Source organism: Caballeronia ptereochthonis (genome assembly GCF_001545075.1).
In the GTDB taxonomy this organism is placed as follows: Bacteria; Pseudomonadota; Gammaproteobacteria; order Burkholderiales; family Burkholderiaceae; genus Caballeronia; species Caballeronia ptereochthonis.
Window position 1 is genome coordinate 65,662 of the sequence record NZ_FCOB02000009.1, and the last position, 15,434, is coordinate 81,095.

Here is a 15,434-nt window from a genome sequence, read left to right on the forward strand (position 1 = left end):
CTGTTTTAACGAGGTCGGCACCGACGCCGTAAGTGCGCTCATAATCGTCGCCGGTTACGTCTCGATTACGTGGAAACCGCATTCGCCAGCCTGCACGTCCCCGGATATATGGACTTGCGAATTAACTTGGGCACGCGATACATCTGCAGACCGACTAACCTGAGGCGTTTGGATTCCTACGTCCATGCGATGGACTGGCGCGAATGCGTGCGCGACCCAAGCTGCGCCGATCGATGACTATCCTTCGGCGCACGACGAGGCGATGAACTCGGGCACATTCGAACCGGCGTCCGGCGCCGAGGTACACGTTTGCATGGACGTCCGATTTGCGTTGCGCCCAAGGCGCGATTACGCCGAGCAGGCGGCCGGCGTCGGCTTAAGACCGCACGTTGTGGACAAACCTCGATTCAGCGGCATTCTTGCTGGTCGCGACCATCGATTCACTGCGCAGGCGTTCATATTCCGCCTTGGGTACAGGAATAGCGTTGCGGTCGCCGAGATCGTCAAGGCGGAGACGGTACGTTTCCCGAGTGGTGAACGCGGCAAACGCGGCAACTAGACAAATGCCGAATGTGAGAAAGCCGATCTTCAATGGGATGTTGGCGGACCCAGGGGGCGCGACGGCGACGAAAAGCGCAGGTATCAAGGCCGACAAAGTTGTCCCGACATTCTGCCCGATGGCCATTCCCGTCACGCGCACCCGCGGTCGGAAGAGTTCTGGGAACAGGCTCGGAAACACACCGTTGAAGCCCTGGTAGGCGATGCCCCACATGAGCGCCGAAAAAATCAGCGAGAGCCAGAGGTTGTGAATGCTAATCGCATAGAGGAAGCCGAAGGAAAGCAGGCCGGCGCTCAAGGCCCCGACAAGTACTGGCGGCCTGCGGCCGATCTTGTCTGAGAGATTGCCGACGAAGGGAATCAGTATGACGGAGCAGATGTTACCGAGAACCGGAATCCAGAGATAGACTCCGGCAGGAAAGCCGATACCGTACGCCGGCTGTACCGCGTACGCAGTACCGAACACTGTAGCGAGAAACACGACGACGGCGGTGAGCGCCATGCAGACGACGCGCAAAACATCGCCCCAATTCTGCCGCAGGACTTCGGCGACCGGTGAGTCGGGAACCTGACCGTGAGCTCGCTCCTGGGCAAAAGTCGGGGTCTCGCGAACCTGGCGGCGGATGATGTAACCAACAATGACAACGACAACGCTGAACAGGAACGGAATTCGCCATCCCCAGGAAGCGAACTGGTCCTTCGGCATGAAATGCGCGAGAGGCAGGAAGACCCCGAACGCCAGGAGCTGCCCAGCCTGAGACCCTTGGATGGTGAAGCTCGTGAAGTAGCCGCGCCGACCAAACGGTGCATGTTCAAGAATCATCGAACTGGCACCGGAGAGCTCACCTGCGACGGCGAACCCTTGAACGAGCCGGAGAATGACGAGCAGCACCGGAGCCCAGATGCCGACCTGCTGATACGTGGGTAAAAGTCCCACGCACATCGTTGAGATGCCCATCAGGAACATGCAGAAAATCAGCACCGTCTTCCGGCCGTGCCGATCGCCGATGTGGCCGAGCACCATAGCGCCTACTGGACGGGCGACATAGCCAACACCGAAAGTCGCCAGTGATGCGATGATCGCGACCGTCGGATTGCCAGAGGGGAAGAAAAGCTGCGGAAAGACCAATGACGCTGCGGTCGCGTAAATGAGGAAATCGTAGTACTCGAGTGCTGATCCGATCCAGCCGCTGGCCGCTGCGATTTTCGACTGGCGCTGGCGATGCGGCTCAGCCGGGGTGCTTCCATTCATAACTCGTCTCCGTCTTCGATTGACTTTTCTGGGCGTGTTCTCTATTGTTGTAACATCGTTCCATCAAGAACAATGTTACCAACGCTATGATACTTGTCAAGGGAGCAGTTGACCGTTCGCCGCAAGCGATCGAGTTGCTCGCACGTGAAGCGCGCTGGATGCGAATGTCGGACATCGGCGCTGAACTCGAACTGGAGAACGGCCCAGCCCATCGCGTGCTTGCGCAACTGTGCGAGCAGCGCCGGGCTGAACAGGACAAACATACGTCCCAATATCGTCTGACTCTGAAGCTATCCTTGCTTGGTCAGCGGTACCTGCATGGGCTGGGCTTACCTGGCCTGGTGCGGCCGATCCTCGATGAGGTGGCCGCGCAATGCCGGGAACCGGTTCGCCTGACCGTCGTCAGCGAAGTGACGCTCGCATGGCTTGCGTCCTCCCAAGGCGCGGCACCGGGGCTCATGTATTCGCCGTCAATGGAGAGCCCGATTACCTTGTATGCAACAGCGAACGGCAAAGTGTGGCTGGCGTCGACGCCAAACGATCGCGCGATCGAATACGCATTGGGTGGCGGACTCGGAAAAGCGGGTGCTCGCGCATGCGGGCCAAAGGCGATTAACAGCATCGAGCAGTTGATTCCCGAGTCGGAACTGACCAGACCGCGCGGCCATGGGCATGTCGTGGAAGAAGCCGAACCCGGCGTTGCCGCGTTGGCGGTGCCCGTGCAGTCGCTGACCGACGGTACCGTGGTCGGCACGATGAGCATCGCGGGGCCCCTCATGCGAGTTCAGCCCGAGCGCTATGACGACTTCTACGCGTTGTTAAAAGAGGCCGCTTCGAAGCTAGGTGCGGTATGGCCGCGTAAGAGCGTCGGGGCGAACGTGAGTGAGGCGGCTTGAAGATGACAGCCGCAACACAGGCCGCCGAGGGTATCGCCAGTCCGCGCGAACAGGCCGCGCGCCTTCTTGTGACAGCGCGCCGAACAGGCACGCTCGTCGAGCGGTTGCCCGTCGAACTGCTGCCTGCGAACCTGGACGACGGTTTCGCGATTCAGCAGGAGGTCAGCCGTCAACTCGGCCGGCAGATCGGCGCATGGAAATGCGCACTTCCGCAGCCGGGCAAGGTCATTGCCGCTCCAATCTACGACGCCGATATTCATCGAGGCGATGTTTGTCGCATGAGCGGGTCTGCCGGTGTCGCTGTAAGGGCGGAGCCGGAACTGGCCTGCCTACTGAACAGCGATCTGCCGCCACGGCGCGAAGTTTATGGCGAAGCGGAAGTGCTCGACGCGCTTGGGGACACGCACCTCGCGCTCGAATTGCTGGGCTGCCGTTATGCGCATCCAGAAAAGCTGACGTTTCCTGAGCTAATGGCAGACGGCCTCTTTAACGCCGGTCTTGTCCTTGGACCGCGAGTGAACTTATTCGATGGCGCCACGCCAGCTGACCTCCCTGTCGAATTCGACCTTGGTCTGACCCGCGTCGGGGACGAAGCGGTCACGCTCACGGGACGCCACCCCGATCAAGGCGTGCTCGCGCCGATCGTGTGGCTCGCTAATTTCCTTCGCGCGCGCGGCCTCGGATTGTATGCAGGCCAAGCTGTGATCACCGGGTCCTACGCCGGCGTTCTGGAGTTGCCAGTCGGTTGTGAGTTGCTTATCCGCTTCGGCGAACTCGGCACATTGCCCATCATTTTTTTGTCTTGACAGGAGTACGACATGCGTCTCGTCCGTTTCGGCCAACCTGGTCGTGAGCAGCCCGGTATTATCGATTCCAGCGGCGCGATCCGCGATCTGACTGGCATCGTGAACGACATTGATGGAACGAGTATCACGCCAGTCGCGCTTGCAAAGCTGGGCGAACTCGATTTAGATCGTCTGCCCGTCGTTGAATCAGGCACGCGTCTCGGCGCGTGCGTCGGCAATGTCCGTAATCTCGTGTGCATCGGCCTGAACTACTCCGATCATGCTGCTGAAACCGACACGCCGATCCCACGCGAGCCTGTGGTGTTCAACAAGCATACGGGCTCCATCAGCGGCCCGAATGACCCGGTCGTTTTGCCCGTCGACGCGCAAAAGCTCGATTGGGAGGTGGAACTCGGCGTGGTAATCGGCAAGCCCGCGTGGCAAATCGACGAAGCCGATGCGCTGGACCATGTGGCGGGCTACTGTCTTGCGAATGATGTTTCCGAACGCGCGTATCAGCTCGAACGCGAAGGGCAGTGGACCAAGGGTAAAAGCGGATTTTCGTTCGCTCCGCTTGGCCCGTGGCTCGTGACCCGTGACGAAGTTCCCGATCCACAGGTGCTCGACCTTTGGCTTGACGTGAACGGTACGCGCCGTCAGACCGGCAACACACGCACAATGATCTTCAACGTCGCGCACATCGTGGCGTATCTCAGCCGCTTCATGCCTTTGATGGCTGGCGACGTGATCATTACGGGCACGCCTCCTGGCGTAGGTCTCGGTCAGAAACCGCCAGTCTTTCTCAAAGCCGGCGACACGATGACGCTCGGCGGCAGCGGACTCGGCGAGCAGACACAAAAGGTTGTGCAGTACGCGGACACTCTTGGCGCAGCCTGGGGCCGCGGCGAGTATCCATCGGCACGTTAAGACGATTCGATTTGTCAAAGGGAGGAGATATGAGCCTTGCTGGAACGGGCGTCGTCGCAATCTGGCACGACCTGCTGCCGGAAGCGAAAGATGAATTTTACGAGTGGCACAATCGCGAGCACATGCCGGAACGCGCCGGCATCCCCGGGTTCAGGCGCGGTCGACGCTTCATAGCACTGGATGCAGGTCCCGAGTACTTCAATCTCTACGAGGCCGACACCGTCGAGGTGCTTGGCGCGCAAGATTACCTCTCCCGGCTGAATACGCCGACGCCGTGGACCAGGCAGGTTGTCGCCTCTTTCCGGAACGTTGCGCGCTCAATCTGTCACGTCGCCTATTCGGACGGCGTTGGGCAGGGTGCCTATCTCATGAGCGTGCGCTTCGACGTGCCTTCGGATGCACGGGCAGACGTCGTGAAGGGTTTGCGTCAGCGCGTGCTGCCGCCTCTCGTGGATTTGCCGGGGATCACGGGCGTGCACCTGTGCCTTGCCGACGAAGCGATTAGCAAGGTGGAAACGGCGGAAAAGAAGGCGCGGTCAGAGGGCACGCAGGTACCCACATGGATCGTGCTAGTCGAAGGGTGCCGGGCAGACTATGTCACTTCGGCGGTGGACCGTTTAGTTTCGGGACTCGCGACTTTGCCTGAGGCTGGCGCGACCGCGCCGGATACGACGCTCTATCAACTTGAGTACACGCGCTGCAAAACACCCTGGAGCGCTGGCTAAGCGGTTAAGCGTCGTCGATCACCGCTTCACTGCCCTTCGCGCGAATCCCACGTGGCCACGCGCGCGACCGGCCTTCACCCTGAGAAACGTAGGAGCAGTGCCATGTCGTTGAATATCGCCGAAACGTCCGAGCCATCCACTGCGTCGATGTCGGCTCGTGTCATACGGCTCAATCCTGCCGACGATGTCGTTATCGCGCTCGAACAGCTTGTGTCCGGCACGGTGCTCGACAACGAAGCAGTGACGGTGTCGGGATTGATCCCGCCCGGGCACAAAGTGGCGACACGTAACATCGGTCAGGGTGAGGCGGTGCACCGCTACGGCCAGGTAATCGGCTTTGCAAGTCAGCCGATTCGGGCGGGGCAGCATGTACACACCCACAACCTCGCTATGGGCGACTTTGCGCGTGACTACGCGTTCGGTCTGGCCGCGCGTCAGACTGTGCGCTCGAAGGAGCCCGCGAGATTCCAAGGCATTGTCCGCGCAGACGGCCGAGTCGCCACTCGCAACTACGTCGGGATCCTCACCTCGGTTAATTGCTCGGCTACGGTTGCGCGAGCTATTGCCGATCACTTTCGCCTCGATATCCATCCAGAGGAGTTAGCCGCTTTCCCAAATGTCGATGGCGTCGTGGCGCTCACCCACGGTTCCGGTTGCGCGATCGACTGTGAAGGCGATGGTCTGGCGCTCTTGCAGCGCACGCTTGGAGGCTATGCATGCCATCCGAACTTCGCAAGCGTGCTGATCGTCGGTCTCGGTTGTGAAACGAATCAGATCCCGCGACTTCTTGAGACGCAGGGACTCCGAGAACACGACCGCTTGCGAACGTTCACGATCCAAGACAGCGGCGGGACCACACTGACGATCGCGAAGGGTATCGAGCTGGTTCGGGGCATGCTGCCCGAAGCAAACAACGTGAGGCGGGAGCCGGTCAGCGCAAGTCATCTCACGGTCGGTCTTCAGTGCGGAGGCTCGGACGGGTATTCTGGCATTACCGCCAATCCGGTGCTGGGCGCAGCCGTTGATCTGCTGGTGCAACACGGCGGGACTGCGATTCTCTCAGAGACGCCCGAGATTTATGGCGCGGAGCACTTATTGACGCGTCGCGCCGAAACGCCCGAGGTGGGTCGGAAGCTGATTGATCGCATCAAGTGGTGGGAAGCCTATGCACATCGTCAAGGCGCGCAAATCAACAACAATCCGTCTGCGGGCAACAAGGCCGGTGGCTTGACGACCATCCTTGAAAAATCGCTCGGAGGCATCGCGAAAGCCGGTTCCACCAATTTGACCGAAGTGTATGAATATGCCCAGCCGATCACGGCGCGTGGTCTGGTTTTTATGGACACGCCGGGCTACGACCCAGTGTCGGCAACGGGCCAGGTAGCAGGCGGTGCAAACCTGATCTGCTTCACCACGGGACGCGGTTCAGCTTACGGCTGCGCGCCCGCGCCGTCCGTCAAACTTGCGACCAACACGGCACTTTGGCAACGACAGTTCGACGATATCGACCTGAACTGCGGAGAGGTGTTGGAAGGACGAGCGACGATCGAGCAACTGGGCCGAGTACTTTTCGAATTGCTGCTAGATGTGGCCTCGGGGACTCGTTCTCGCAGCGAGCGGCACGGCTACGGACAGAACGAATTCGTACCTTGGCAGATTAGCGCAATCATGTGAGCGTTCATCAATAACATTCGACGGTCTCAATTCTGCTAACCGTAGCTGTCTTCGCCGAAGCCCGAAGGAGGTGCGTCTCTGCGAGCGCGCGCAGTTGAAGGGCTGCTATGCATCGGACATCCGCCGCTGGCCACTCGCCGGTTTGGAGGAGAGGCGGCAACAGACACACCGAGCCTACCGCTACCGCGCCACATCTCGACTCTACCGAATTCGCTCATTGATCGAGATAGGCCCCCGCCTCATCGAGCGGGGCAAGGTGAGAGCAGGTCGATCAGAGACTCTGCAAGAAGGTGAGGGAGCGGAAAGCCCTTGGCGAGGAGCGCACCAGTGCAACTAACCGTCAATGCCGAATTTCTCCTCAATAGCAGCGCCATCAAATACGCGTTGAGCAATGCCGACATCGAACGCCTACCAACCTCGCGAGGAATCAGCCGTTCTTAGCTCAAGGAGAGCCGTGGGACGTGCCAGCAGCTTTCGATGGGCAATTGCGGGATGCAGTTCGCGCCATCATTAAAAGTCTTCAGTAGGATGCGCGCTGTCGCACGCGAGATGCCAACCGACGTAGTACAAGCGATTCGCCGACATGTCGAACAAACCGAAGAACGCGAAGACGAAGCGCCGCGTGCTGCTCACCCGGGCGCAGCTGCTGCCGATCTCACCGGCTACGGCGCGGGTTTGATCGCTGAAATACCACCTGGCGCTCGTCGCGATACGCAACGGACGTGGCAACGCTGACCACGCGAGCGAACTCGTCAAAACCCTCTACCTGACCTACTTTGTCTGCGAGAGGGATCGTACTGAAAGCAGGACGCTTCCCCGACCTTAAAGCGATGCACCAGGTAACAGTCGAGGGTTAGGCGAATGATCCATCGCGGCGAAGCATCGTGACTGTCACCGTTTCTGGTAACTTTTGCGCGCCCGATCCGGTTGGCGACAAAATTTGCAAGCGAGCGAGCGCCACACCGTGACTGTCGTTTGCTTCGCGCCCCGCGGCGTCGCCACAAGATCAACAGGTTAGCGGCGACGATGAACGCGACGCCGAGAGCGTGAGATCATATGCGCTATCGTCGTCGCTCGGCTAGATCGCTTTGCAGTGAAGGGCACGTGCGCGTTCGGGCCGATCCAAACTTAGCACTGAGAGTATGAGTAAAGGAAAGTCGAAACTGACCCGTGAGGACGCTGAGCGCCTTTTCGAGGGGTTGCCGCCGGCGAAGGCGAGCGTGTCGAGCCGCCCGGAGAATCCGTTCGGGCCAGACGTGTCCGATGTCGTCAAGCGCGTTGAGGACGAATCTGCCCTCTGGAAAGACAACCTGATCACGCTGCCGGTGTCGATCGAACTGCCGCCAGGCTACCAATCGGTGCCTCGCATGCGCGAAGCGATGACGCGGGCTTTACGCGTGAAGTGGGTGAGAGAAGGCAAAGACGAGGTTGTCGCGGAGTTTCCTGAAGGGTGGACAGCGGTTCGCCCGGAAAGCGGCCCCATCGAATTGCGAGACGCTTCAGGCGTGGTTCGCGGGTTATACGGATGGGCCAAGGATGCTGAACTCAGGCTCCTGCCACGTTACCTTATCGAATCACAGGCAAACACTTCGAACGGTCTCGGCAGCGTGCTTGTTCGCGATCGCGGGACTGGTCGAATTCTCGAGCGATCGTCGAACTGGTCGGCGCGAACAGGCACGCACCATCCAGATTGGACGACGCTCGCAGCGTGGCTTGACTTACGTTATCCAGACCATCGCGACCCACTGCGGTACTGGGATGATTGTGAGGAAAATCGTCGAGCTTGAGCGAATCTTGACGCTGTTTTCGCAGTAACTGATGCATTCAGTATCGAGCCCGCCTCTTGATTTGACTTCCGGGCCGGCCACTAAGCGTCACTCGGTTATGCTCTACGGATCCAAAGTGTGCGCGGGAACCTTCCTTGCGAGCGAAGCGTCCGCGTCCTGAGGTTCATGTCGATCGAGGAGGCCGCCATGCCGAGTATCCCTTATGACCCTAGCCGCGTCGCGCTCGACGCGCCGCAACTGCGGGACACCGTATTCGTGCCAGGAGCGGAGTACGACGAAGTGGCGTTGTCCGTCGAACTCGCGCGACTCGCCTATGTGCACTATGAGGATCACGACGCTGGACTTGCGCGCCTGAAAGAAGCGCTCGGCCGCGTACGCTTCGATGACGTCACCCTCTTCGAGGACGCCGCCACGGGCACGCAAGGCTTCGGCGCATCGCGATCGTCGGACGGCCTGTGCGTGCTCGCATTTCGCGGCACGGAACCGACTCAGCTCACCGATCTCGGCGCTGATCTGGCCTTCACACTGACCGACTGGACCGAAAAGGCGGGCCGCGTGCACAAGGGATTCGCGGGCGCGGCGCGCAGTGTCTTGCCCGAGGTCAAGCAGTGGCTGGAGCAGACGCAAGCCACCCGCAAGCGCCTGATCGTGACCGGCCATAGCCTCGGCGCGGCCATCGCGACGCTGTATGGAAGTCTTATCGCACCGGACAGGCTCATCACGATCGGCTCGCCGCGCGTGGGCGATGCGGCGTTCGTCGCGACGCTTGCCGGTATCGACATGATGCGGCTGGTCGATTGCTGCGATGTCGTCACCGAGTTGCCGCCGGAAGTCGGCGGTTATGTTCACGTGGGCGAAGCCGCTTACCTGACGCGCGAAGGCGTGCTGGCTTCCTCCAGCGATGAAGCCTTTGTGCGCGACGATCGCACTGCCGCGCGTGAGGAGTACCTGCTGCATTACGCGTGGAAAACCGGCAATGTGGTGGTGCGCGATCTCGCTGATCACGCGCCTATCAATTACGTGCGCTGCTTCATGCCATGACGCGTGCTGGCTACATCGATCAGAACGTATGCCGCAAGCCCACGCGAATCAGAGTCTGATGATCGTTGCTGGACGGCGAGCTTGGGTTATTGATCGGCGCCACCGCGCCACGATTGGGTCTTCGTTCGATCCGTGCAAAAAATGGCGATTCGATCAGGAAACGGCTGAAATAGCATGGACTGACGTTCCACAGCTTGTGCGAGATTCCATCGGCGGAAAAGCCTTGCTGCAGGCGGCGCGGCGCCCTGTAACCGCTAGATTCAGTGCGAATAATATGCTTACCCCCAGGTAGGCCCTCCGCGATCCGTCATAGCTGAGTAATATGCGGGGCTCATTTGAGCCCCGCTTTTCGTGGAAAACGATGATTTGCAGTAGCCTGTTACGCCGAGGTCACCGTCAGCCCGAGGTACGCGAAGGCCTCGGTCAGGTGCGCATCGTTCCAGCCGGCTTGTTGAGCGAACTTCCACGTGGCGTCCGTGACGTTTTCCGATTTGGCTGCGGCCTCCTTGACCACGCGAATCAGTGCGTCGATCCTGGTATCGCCCGTCGTGGCGCCGGACCGTAGGAAAGCGGTCTGCGCTTCGGTCCAGCCGCTGGCGCGGGCGAATCGACTGGCGATGCCTATCATGTAGTCGTTTCCGACCGTGGCCGCCGTTGCGAGATTCAGCGCCCAGCTGATCTTCGGACCCAGGGTGCCGTGCTCCGTGGTTGCGGCGCGCAGCGATGCGTACGACGCCAACACCGCCGGAGCGTGCGCCATCTGGGCGTGCACATTCAGCGGACGTCCGTAGGAGAAGACAGGGCGATCTGTCGCAGAAGCGGGCGCGATGCATTGGGCGCGCCCTCGGTGGTGTGATAAGGAATCCGGCTCATGAATATTGCTCGTTCGTGGTTTGATGAGGGCATGTCGATCAGGTCGAGCAGAGATGATGAACAGACGCGCCGGACCTGGTCGACCGGAGATGCCTTTTCAGGACGCCGCCGGGATCGCGAAGTTCGCTCTGGCCCACGCGACAAAACTCGTGGGCTGCCGACCGGCGACTTTGTTGGCGAGCGCGATCGCGTCGCGCGAATCCGAACCGAGATACGTGTGCGCTTCGAAGTAGGCGAGCATGGCCGCGATATCTCCGGCGCCGGGGAACCAGGTAGCAAAAACCTCGCGCGGGACCTGCGTGAACGAGAACGCGTTTCCTTGATGATTCAACGTGGCGATGATTTCGTTGAAGCTGAGAAAATCGCCCACCAGCGGCAAATGTTCGCCGTGTCCCGCGAGCTCCGGTTGCGCGAACGCGCCAGCCACCAGCCTGCCAAGTTCAGTGATGTCGCCCGTATGGATAACCCGCCGCTCGCCATCCAGCGGCAGCGCCCAACCCGTCGTGCCGTCCGCCTGTTTCTGCGGGCCCATGGCGCCGAGCACGTTCTGGTAGTAGAACGGTGCGATCACGAACGTGTGATGGGCAAATCCGGCCTCACTCACGATGCGCTCGACCTTCGCCTTGTTCGTGAAATGCGGGACATCAATTTTGCCGCGGCTGATCATTTCCACATTCGGCAGAGTCGACCAGATCAGGTGCTGGACGCCGGCCTCTTTCGCTGCGGTGACAGCGGCGAGCGCCTGGACGAGTTCGTCCGCTCCTGCTTCCCATGAGTTGGTGACAAGAAAAACGCCGTATGCTCCGGTGAACGCCGCTTTGAGCGTTTCCGGACGATTGAAGTCTGCCAGAACGATTTCGTCACCCAGCTTCGGATGCGCGGCTGGATTGCGCGTCAACGCGCGCACTTTGAATTGGCCGCTTGCCTGCAGCGCGCGCACGACGGCGCCGCCTTGCTGACCAGTTGCGCCGGCGACGGCGATGAGTTTCTGTGTGTTCGACATGATTGCTTTCCGTTAGGTTTTGCAAGGAGAGCACTACGCTCCGAATCGCTTACTGCTTGAGGGCTTCGGCCGAGATGAGCAGCTTGGTCTTCATGCTGAAGCCGTATGTCTTGCCGAAGTCGACGCCGAAGTCACCGCGGTCGAATTCACCGACTGCGTCGACGCCGCAGACTTCGCGCTTGAGCATCGGATGCGGCATGCACTTGAACGAATCGATATTCAACGTCAGCGGCTTCGTCACACCGTGCATCGTCAGATTGCCGACGACCGAGACGGGCTTGTCGCCCTTGAACCTGATCGTGCCCTTGTAGCTTGCTTCGGGAAACTTCGACGCGTCGAAGAACTGGTCCGACTGCAGTTCCTGATCGAGCTTCGTACTACCCGTGTGGACCGACGCGATGTCCGTCATCACCTCGACAGTGCCGGTCCTGGATGCGCGATCGAGCGTCACGGTGCCTTGCGATTTATCGAACTTGCCACGCCAGACCGACAAACCGCCGATGTGATCGGCCTCGAAGGCCGGATACGTGTGGCTCGGATCGAACTGGTACGTCGCGACGTCTGCAAACGCCGAAAACGACAGCGAAGCGGCGAGTGCTCCGGCCGCGATGATCAAATGCTTCTTCAAATCAGGCTCCTTGAAACGTTGAGTTGTCGCGCTCGTGCGCGGTCCCGGGGAGAGGCGGGCATTGGGAAAGCTCGTTGGCGAATCGACCTGCGAAGCGGCCGCCTACCGTGCGAACCTCAAGTATGGGTAAGAACGGCGTCCAACACTAGCCGGTAAAATCGGATTGGATTAATCCATATTTGGAGAAATCAAATGCTCGATCTGAATGACCTCGCGATGTTCGTCCAGGTGGTCCGCGCGAGCAGTTTCTCGGAGGCGGCGCGGCGCCTGGGCATGCCCGCGAACACACTCAGCAGGAGAATCGATCAACTCGAAGGCCAGTTCGGCACTCGTCTGTTGCATCGCTCTACTCGCAAGCTCTCGCTGAGCGCGGAGGGCCAGGTGTTGTTCGAACGCTATGCGCCTGCGCTCGACCGGATCTTCGAGATAGGGCGGCTACATGCGGACGAGCAGGCGCCGTCCGGCTCGGTGCGCGTGGCGTCGATGGCAGGTTTGTTTGAACTCATCGGCATGGAATGGCTAGTCGAGTTCTATGCGCGATATCCCAGGATCAGCCTCGACTTCGTGCTCGACGATACGCCGACAGATCTCATCTCCGAGCGCATCGATCTCGCCGTGCGCATGGGAATCGAGACTGGTAGCGGTTTCAAGACGCGTCGGCTGGCGTCGAATGCAATGATTCTCGCGGCGAGTCCGGTCTATCTGGAACGCCGTCCTGCACCACGCACGCTGCGGGAACTTGCCGGACACGACTGCCTGACGATATCCACCAGGCAGCGGCGCGGTACGTGGCGTCTGCAGGGCCCGCGCGGCAGTCAGGAGATTTCGATTGACAGCCGGTTCGCGGTCAACGACATGCGAGTGCTGGCGCAAGCCTGTGTCGCTGGACTCGGCATTGCGTTGCTGCCGCAGTTGATGGTCGACCCGGCTCTGACACAGGGAAAACTGGTGCGCGTACTGCCGAGCTATCGTCGCGCGAGCTCGAGCCTCGGCCTGCAACTGGTTTACACAAGCCGTCCACCGGTGCCGCCCGCAGTCGCGGTCTTTGCAGAATTTCTTGTGGCGAAGCTGGATGAGACTATGACAGATCCATCAAGCCATCATGTCGGCCGATAGGTACGCGGCTCGCGATAGTCGCTAACGCCGAGAGCGCGCCATGACCATGGGCAGAGTGAGGCCCGTAGGCGACGCTCTCTGCCTTCCACGGCCAAACACGCTCTTCAGCGATCACCGGCGGACCGCGGGTTCACCACTTTCAAAAGCAACCTCCATTGCAAACTCCGTCGCATTCGTCGCTACGCGCGTAATAGCTGAAGCCGTGCGGCGAGCGAGAGAACTATCCACACAAGCCGACGCTGAAGGATTTCATCGACTACGTGTCGCTTTCAGAAGGCTTCTGGGCGTATTCTCCCTACCACGGGAACGAATTCACTGGGCAGGCCACAGTCGAGTTCGCGACGCCTATTCATACGCGTCGGCGGCTAAAGCGACGAGGTGCAGCGAGCCCGGCAGTTCGATCCCGCGTTCGCCGCACGGAATTTCAAGTGGTAGGCCGATAACCCGGGCTCGCCAAGAAGCACCAACAAGCCAGCCCGTACTGCAGGCGCAGCGGCCCCTACCCGAAGTCCAGCCTGTAGGGTTTCGCGCAAATGGCAATGCGCTCCTCGCGCGTCATGGACCGGTGAGAGGCTGGCGAATACCCCTTGTTTCCATAGGCCCAGCGGCAATATGCACATCGATACGGCGCTTCAAGAAGCTGCAGGTTAATCACGAATGGTGCCTTGTATCCGCAACGTCGGCACGCAGTCTCCAGCGGCAAATGACGGGCCGGGCAGACATCGACGCAGTCGAACTGGTGGCTGACGCTGTGGTAGCCACGCCCCATACAGCGGCGACATCGACGAAGGCGATCGCTGCAACGGCTTCGCTGGGAAATCTGTATCAGCGATCCATACAGCGTCTTGCGTCTTCAAAGTGTTCGAGTTGCATGTGGGTGCCTCCTGCGACGCGGTGTACGCATACCGGAACTCCCTTGTGTGCCCGGTTCCCGGCACACCGATTGCGGAATTGCCCACAACTACTACCCGCAAGGAGCAAGCCATGGCAACGCAACCTGTCGAGCAACGTGCACCGGATGACCGTACCGAGCAAGACATTGACAGATCTGTCGAAGAAAGCTTTCCGGCGAGCGACCCGCCAGCGACTGGCGGGTCGACACGAATCGAAAAGCCGGCTGGCAGCGACGTGCCTGGCTCGGAGCCGGACGAGGATGTTCCGGGGGAAGAGACGCCGGGAGAGCCGTCGCCTGGCGACGTGCCGCCCGATGAGCCGGCACCGCAAGGGCACTGAGGAAGTTTTCATGCGCTAACGCGTGAAGCGCGCGTGCCTGTGCACGCGAATTTCAGGGAAGCATCAAGGGAGGCGGTATGAAAACGGGCAAGATCCGCGTCATTGCATTGACCGCGTGCATTGCATTTGCTGGAAGCGCCGTTGCGCAAGGCGCCGGTGGCGGCGGTGGAGGAGCCGGGGGCGGCAGCGCCGGGCAGGGCGGCACCGGGATGGGGACACCCAGCGCCAGCGGAGTGACAGGCAGTACGTCCAGTTCCAAAGGTACAAACACCATGAAGCCGAAGTCTTCACAGTCGGGCAAGAAGATGTCGCAGGGCAAAAGTGCTTCCGATACCGCCGCTTCGTCGGCGCAATGAATGCCGAAAGAGTGCACCGGTGCTGCCGACCGGGACGGCGCCGGGCATAAATTGCCAACTGGGATTGTGAGCCGGATCGTGGCAAATATTCTGCTGGTCGACGACGACGTGGAGAACCTGTGGTCGCTGCAGGTGGCACTGGAGGGAGACAGTCATCGCGTAAGCGTTGCCGGTGACGTCCGTCGGGCGCTCGACATCCTGCGTCGTAACCCGATCCAGTGCATCGTCACCGACTACGAGATGCCCGAAATCGATGGCGTCGAGTTCTGCCGGATCGTGCGAAGCCAGCCGGCCCACTGCGCATTGCCCATCGTCATGCTGTCAGCCTCGCCCGAGCCGACCGATACACCGCCATTCTGGAACCGCTTCTTCCGCAAGCCCGCCCGTGTTGAGGATCTGATCTCCGTCATCGAAGAACATACGGCGGCGCCTCTGGCCGGCCCGGCGAGTTGGCAGCGCCGAAATGCAGTTGCTTCAATGCGGGCGTTGCTCCAATGCGAACACCCACCTGCGTCGCGCTGGGCACCTGTAAGCGCCAGGTGCTGGCCTTGAACGCGCCCGGCCGCACGGTCGGGACGGG

Annotated in this window: 15 protein-coding genes; 11 read left to right on the forward strand and 4 right to left on the reverse strand. The window is 60.6% G+C overall.

The genetic code is table 11. The annotated features are described in order from the left end of the window. Positions 1-376: 376 nt before the first annotated feature. Positions 377-1,810, reverse strand: coding sequence for an MFS transporter (locus AWB83_RS11415; protein ID WP_087045323.1), 1,434 nt, complete (start codon positions 1,808-1,810; stop codon positions 377-379). Between the two features lie 164 nt (positions 1,811-1,974). Between AWB83_RS11415 and AWB83_RS11420 the strand changes: the two genes are divergently transcribed. From AWB83_RS11420 to AWB83_RS11455, 7 genes are all read left to right on the forward strand, one after another. Then, entirely contained in the window at positions 1,975-2,706 is a 732-nt protein-coding gene (locus AWB83_RS11420) for an IclR family transcriptional regulator (RefSeq protein ID WP_244197671.1), read from the forward strand. Positions 2,707-2,708: 2 nt separating this feature from the next. Beyond that, positions 2,709-3,512 carry a 2-keto-4-pentenoate hydratase gene (locus AWB83_RS11425; RefSeq protein WP_087045327.1) on the forward strand — a complete coding sequence of 268 codons (804 nt, stop codon included), beginning with the start codon at positions 2,709-2,711 and terminating at the stop codon, positions 3,510-3,512. A 12-nt stretch (positions 3,513-3,524) separates the two neighbouring features. Continuing rightward, entirely contained in the window at positions 3,525-4,418 is an 894-nt protein-coding gene (locus tag AWB83_RS11430; RefSeq protein WP_087045330.1) for a fumarylacetoacetate hydrolase family protein, read from the forward strand. Positions 4,419-4,447: 29 nt separating this feature from the next. Continuing rightward, entirely contained in the window at positions 4,448-5,143 is a 696-nt protein-coding gene (locus AWB83_RS11435) for a hypothetical protein (RefSeq protein ID WP_087045332.1), read from the forward strand. Positions 5,144-5,245: 102 nt separating this feature from the next. After that, positions 5,246-6,817 (forward strand): D-arabinonate dehydratase, encoded by a 1,572-nt coding sequence (locus tag AWB83_RS11440; protein WP_087045334.1) that lies wholly within the window; start codon positions 5,246-5,248, stop codon positions 6,815-6,817. Between the two features lie 1,142 nt (positions 6,818-7,959). Beyond that, positions 7,960-8,604, forward strand: coding sequence for a hypothetical protein (locus tag AWB83_RS11450; RefSeq protein ID WP_087045338.1), 645 nt, complete (start codon positions 7,960-7,962; stop codon positions 8,602-8,604). Positions 8,605-8,790: 186 nt separating this feature from the next. Beyond that, complete coding sequence (locus tag AWB83_RS11455) at positions 8,791-9,645, forward strand: lipase family protein (RefSeq protein ID WP_087045557.1); 855 nt, start codon at positions 8,791-8,793, stop codon at positions 9,643-9,645. Between the two features lie 379 nt (positions 9,646-10,024). Here the strand turns inward: AWB83_RS11455 and AWB83_RS11460 are convergent, their stop codons facing one another. From AWB83_RS11460 to AWB83_RS11470, 3 genes are all read right to left on the reverse strand, one after another. After that, positions 10,025-10,405 carry a carboxymuconolactone decarboxylase family protein gene (locus AWB83_RS11460; protein WP_244197672.1) on the reverse strand — a complete coding sequence of 127 codons (381 nt, stop codon included), beginning with the start codon at positions 10,403-10,405 and terminating at the stop codon, positions 10,025-10,027. A gap of 210 nt (positions 10,406-10,615) precedes the next feature. Further along, on the reverse strand, positions 10,616-11,521 hold the full coding sequence (locus AWB83_RS11465; protein ID WP_087045339.1) for an NmrA/HSCARG family protein: 906 nt from the start codon (positions 11,519-11,521) through the stop codon (positions 10,616-10,618). Between the two features lie 49 nt (positions 11,522-11,570). Continuing rightward, positions 11,571-12,149, reverse strand: coding sequence for a YceI family protein (locus tag AWB83_RS11470; protein WP_087045341.1), 579 nt, complete (start codon positions 12,147-12,149; stop codon positions 11,571-11,573). A gap of 192 nt (positions 12,150-12,341) precedes the next feature. Here AWB83_RS11470 and AWB83_RS11475 point away from each other — a divergent pair, with 192 nt between their 5' ends. The 4 genes from AWB83_RS11475 (at position 12,342) to AWB83_RS11495 (ending at position 15,406) form a co-directional block, all read left to right on the forward strand. Continuing rightward, positions 12,342-13,265, forward strand: a complete 924-nt coding sequence (locus tag AWB83_RS11475) for a LysR family transcriptional regulator (protein WP_087045343.1) — start codon at positions 12,342-12,344, stop codon at positions 13,263-13,265. Between the two features lie 984 nt (positions 13,266-14,249). Continuing rightward, on the forward strand, positions 14,250-14,498 hold the full coding sequence (locus AWB83_RS11485) for a hypothetical protein (RefSeq protein WP_087045559.1): 249 nt from the start codon (positions 14,250-14,252) through the stop codon (positions 14,496-14,498). Positions 14,499-14,575: 77 nt separating this feature from the next. After that, positions 14,576-14,854 (forward strand): hypothetical protein, encoded by a 279-nt coding sequence (locus AWB83_RS11490; RefSeq protein ID WP_087045345.1) that lies wholly within the window; start codon positions 14,576-14,578, stop codon positions 14,852-14,854. Beyond that, positions 14,855-15,406, forward strand: coding sequence for a response regulator (locus tag AWB83_RS11495; protein ID WP_087045347.1), 552 nt, complete (start codon positions 14,855-14,857; stop codon positions 15,404-15,406). Positions 15,407-15,434 lie beyond the last annotated feature (28 nt).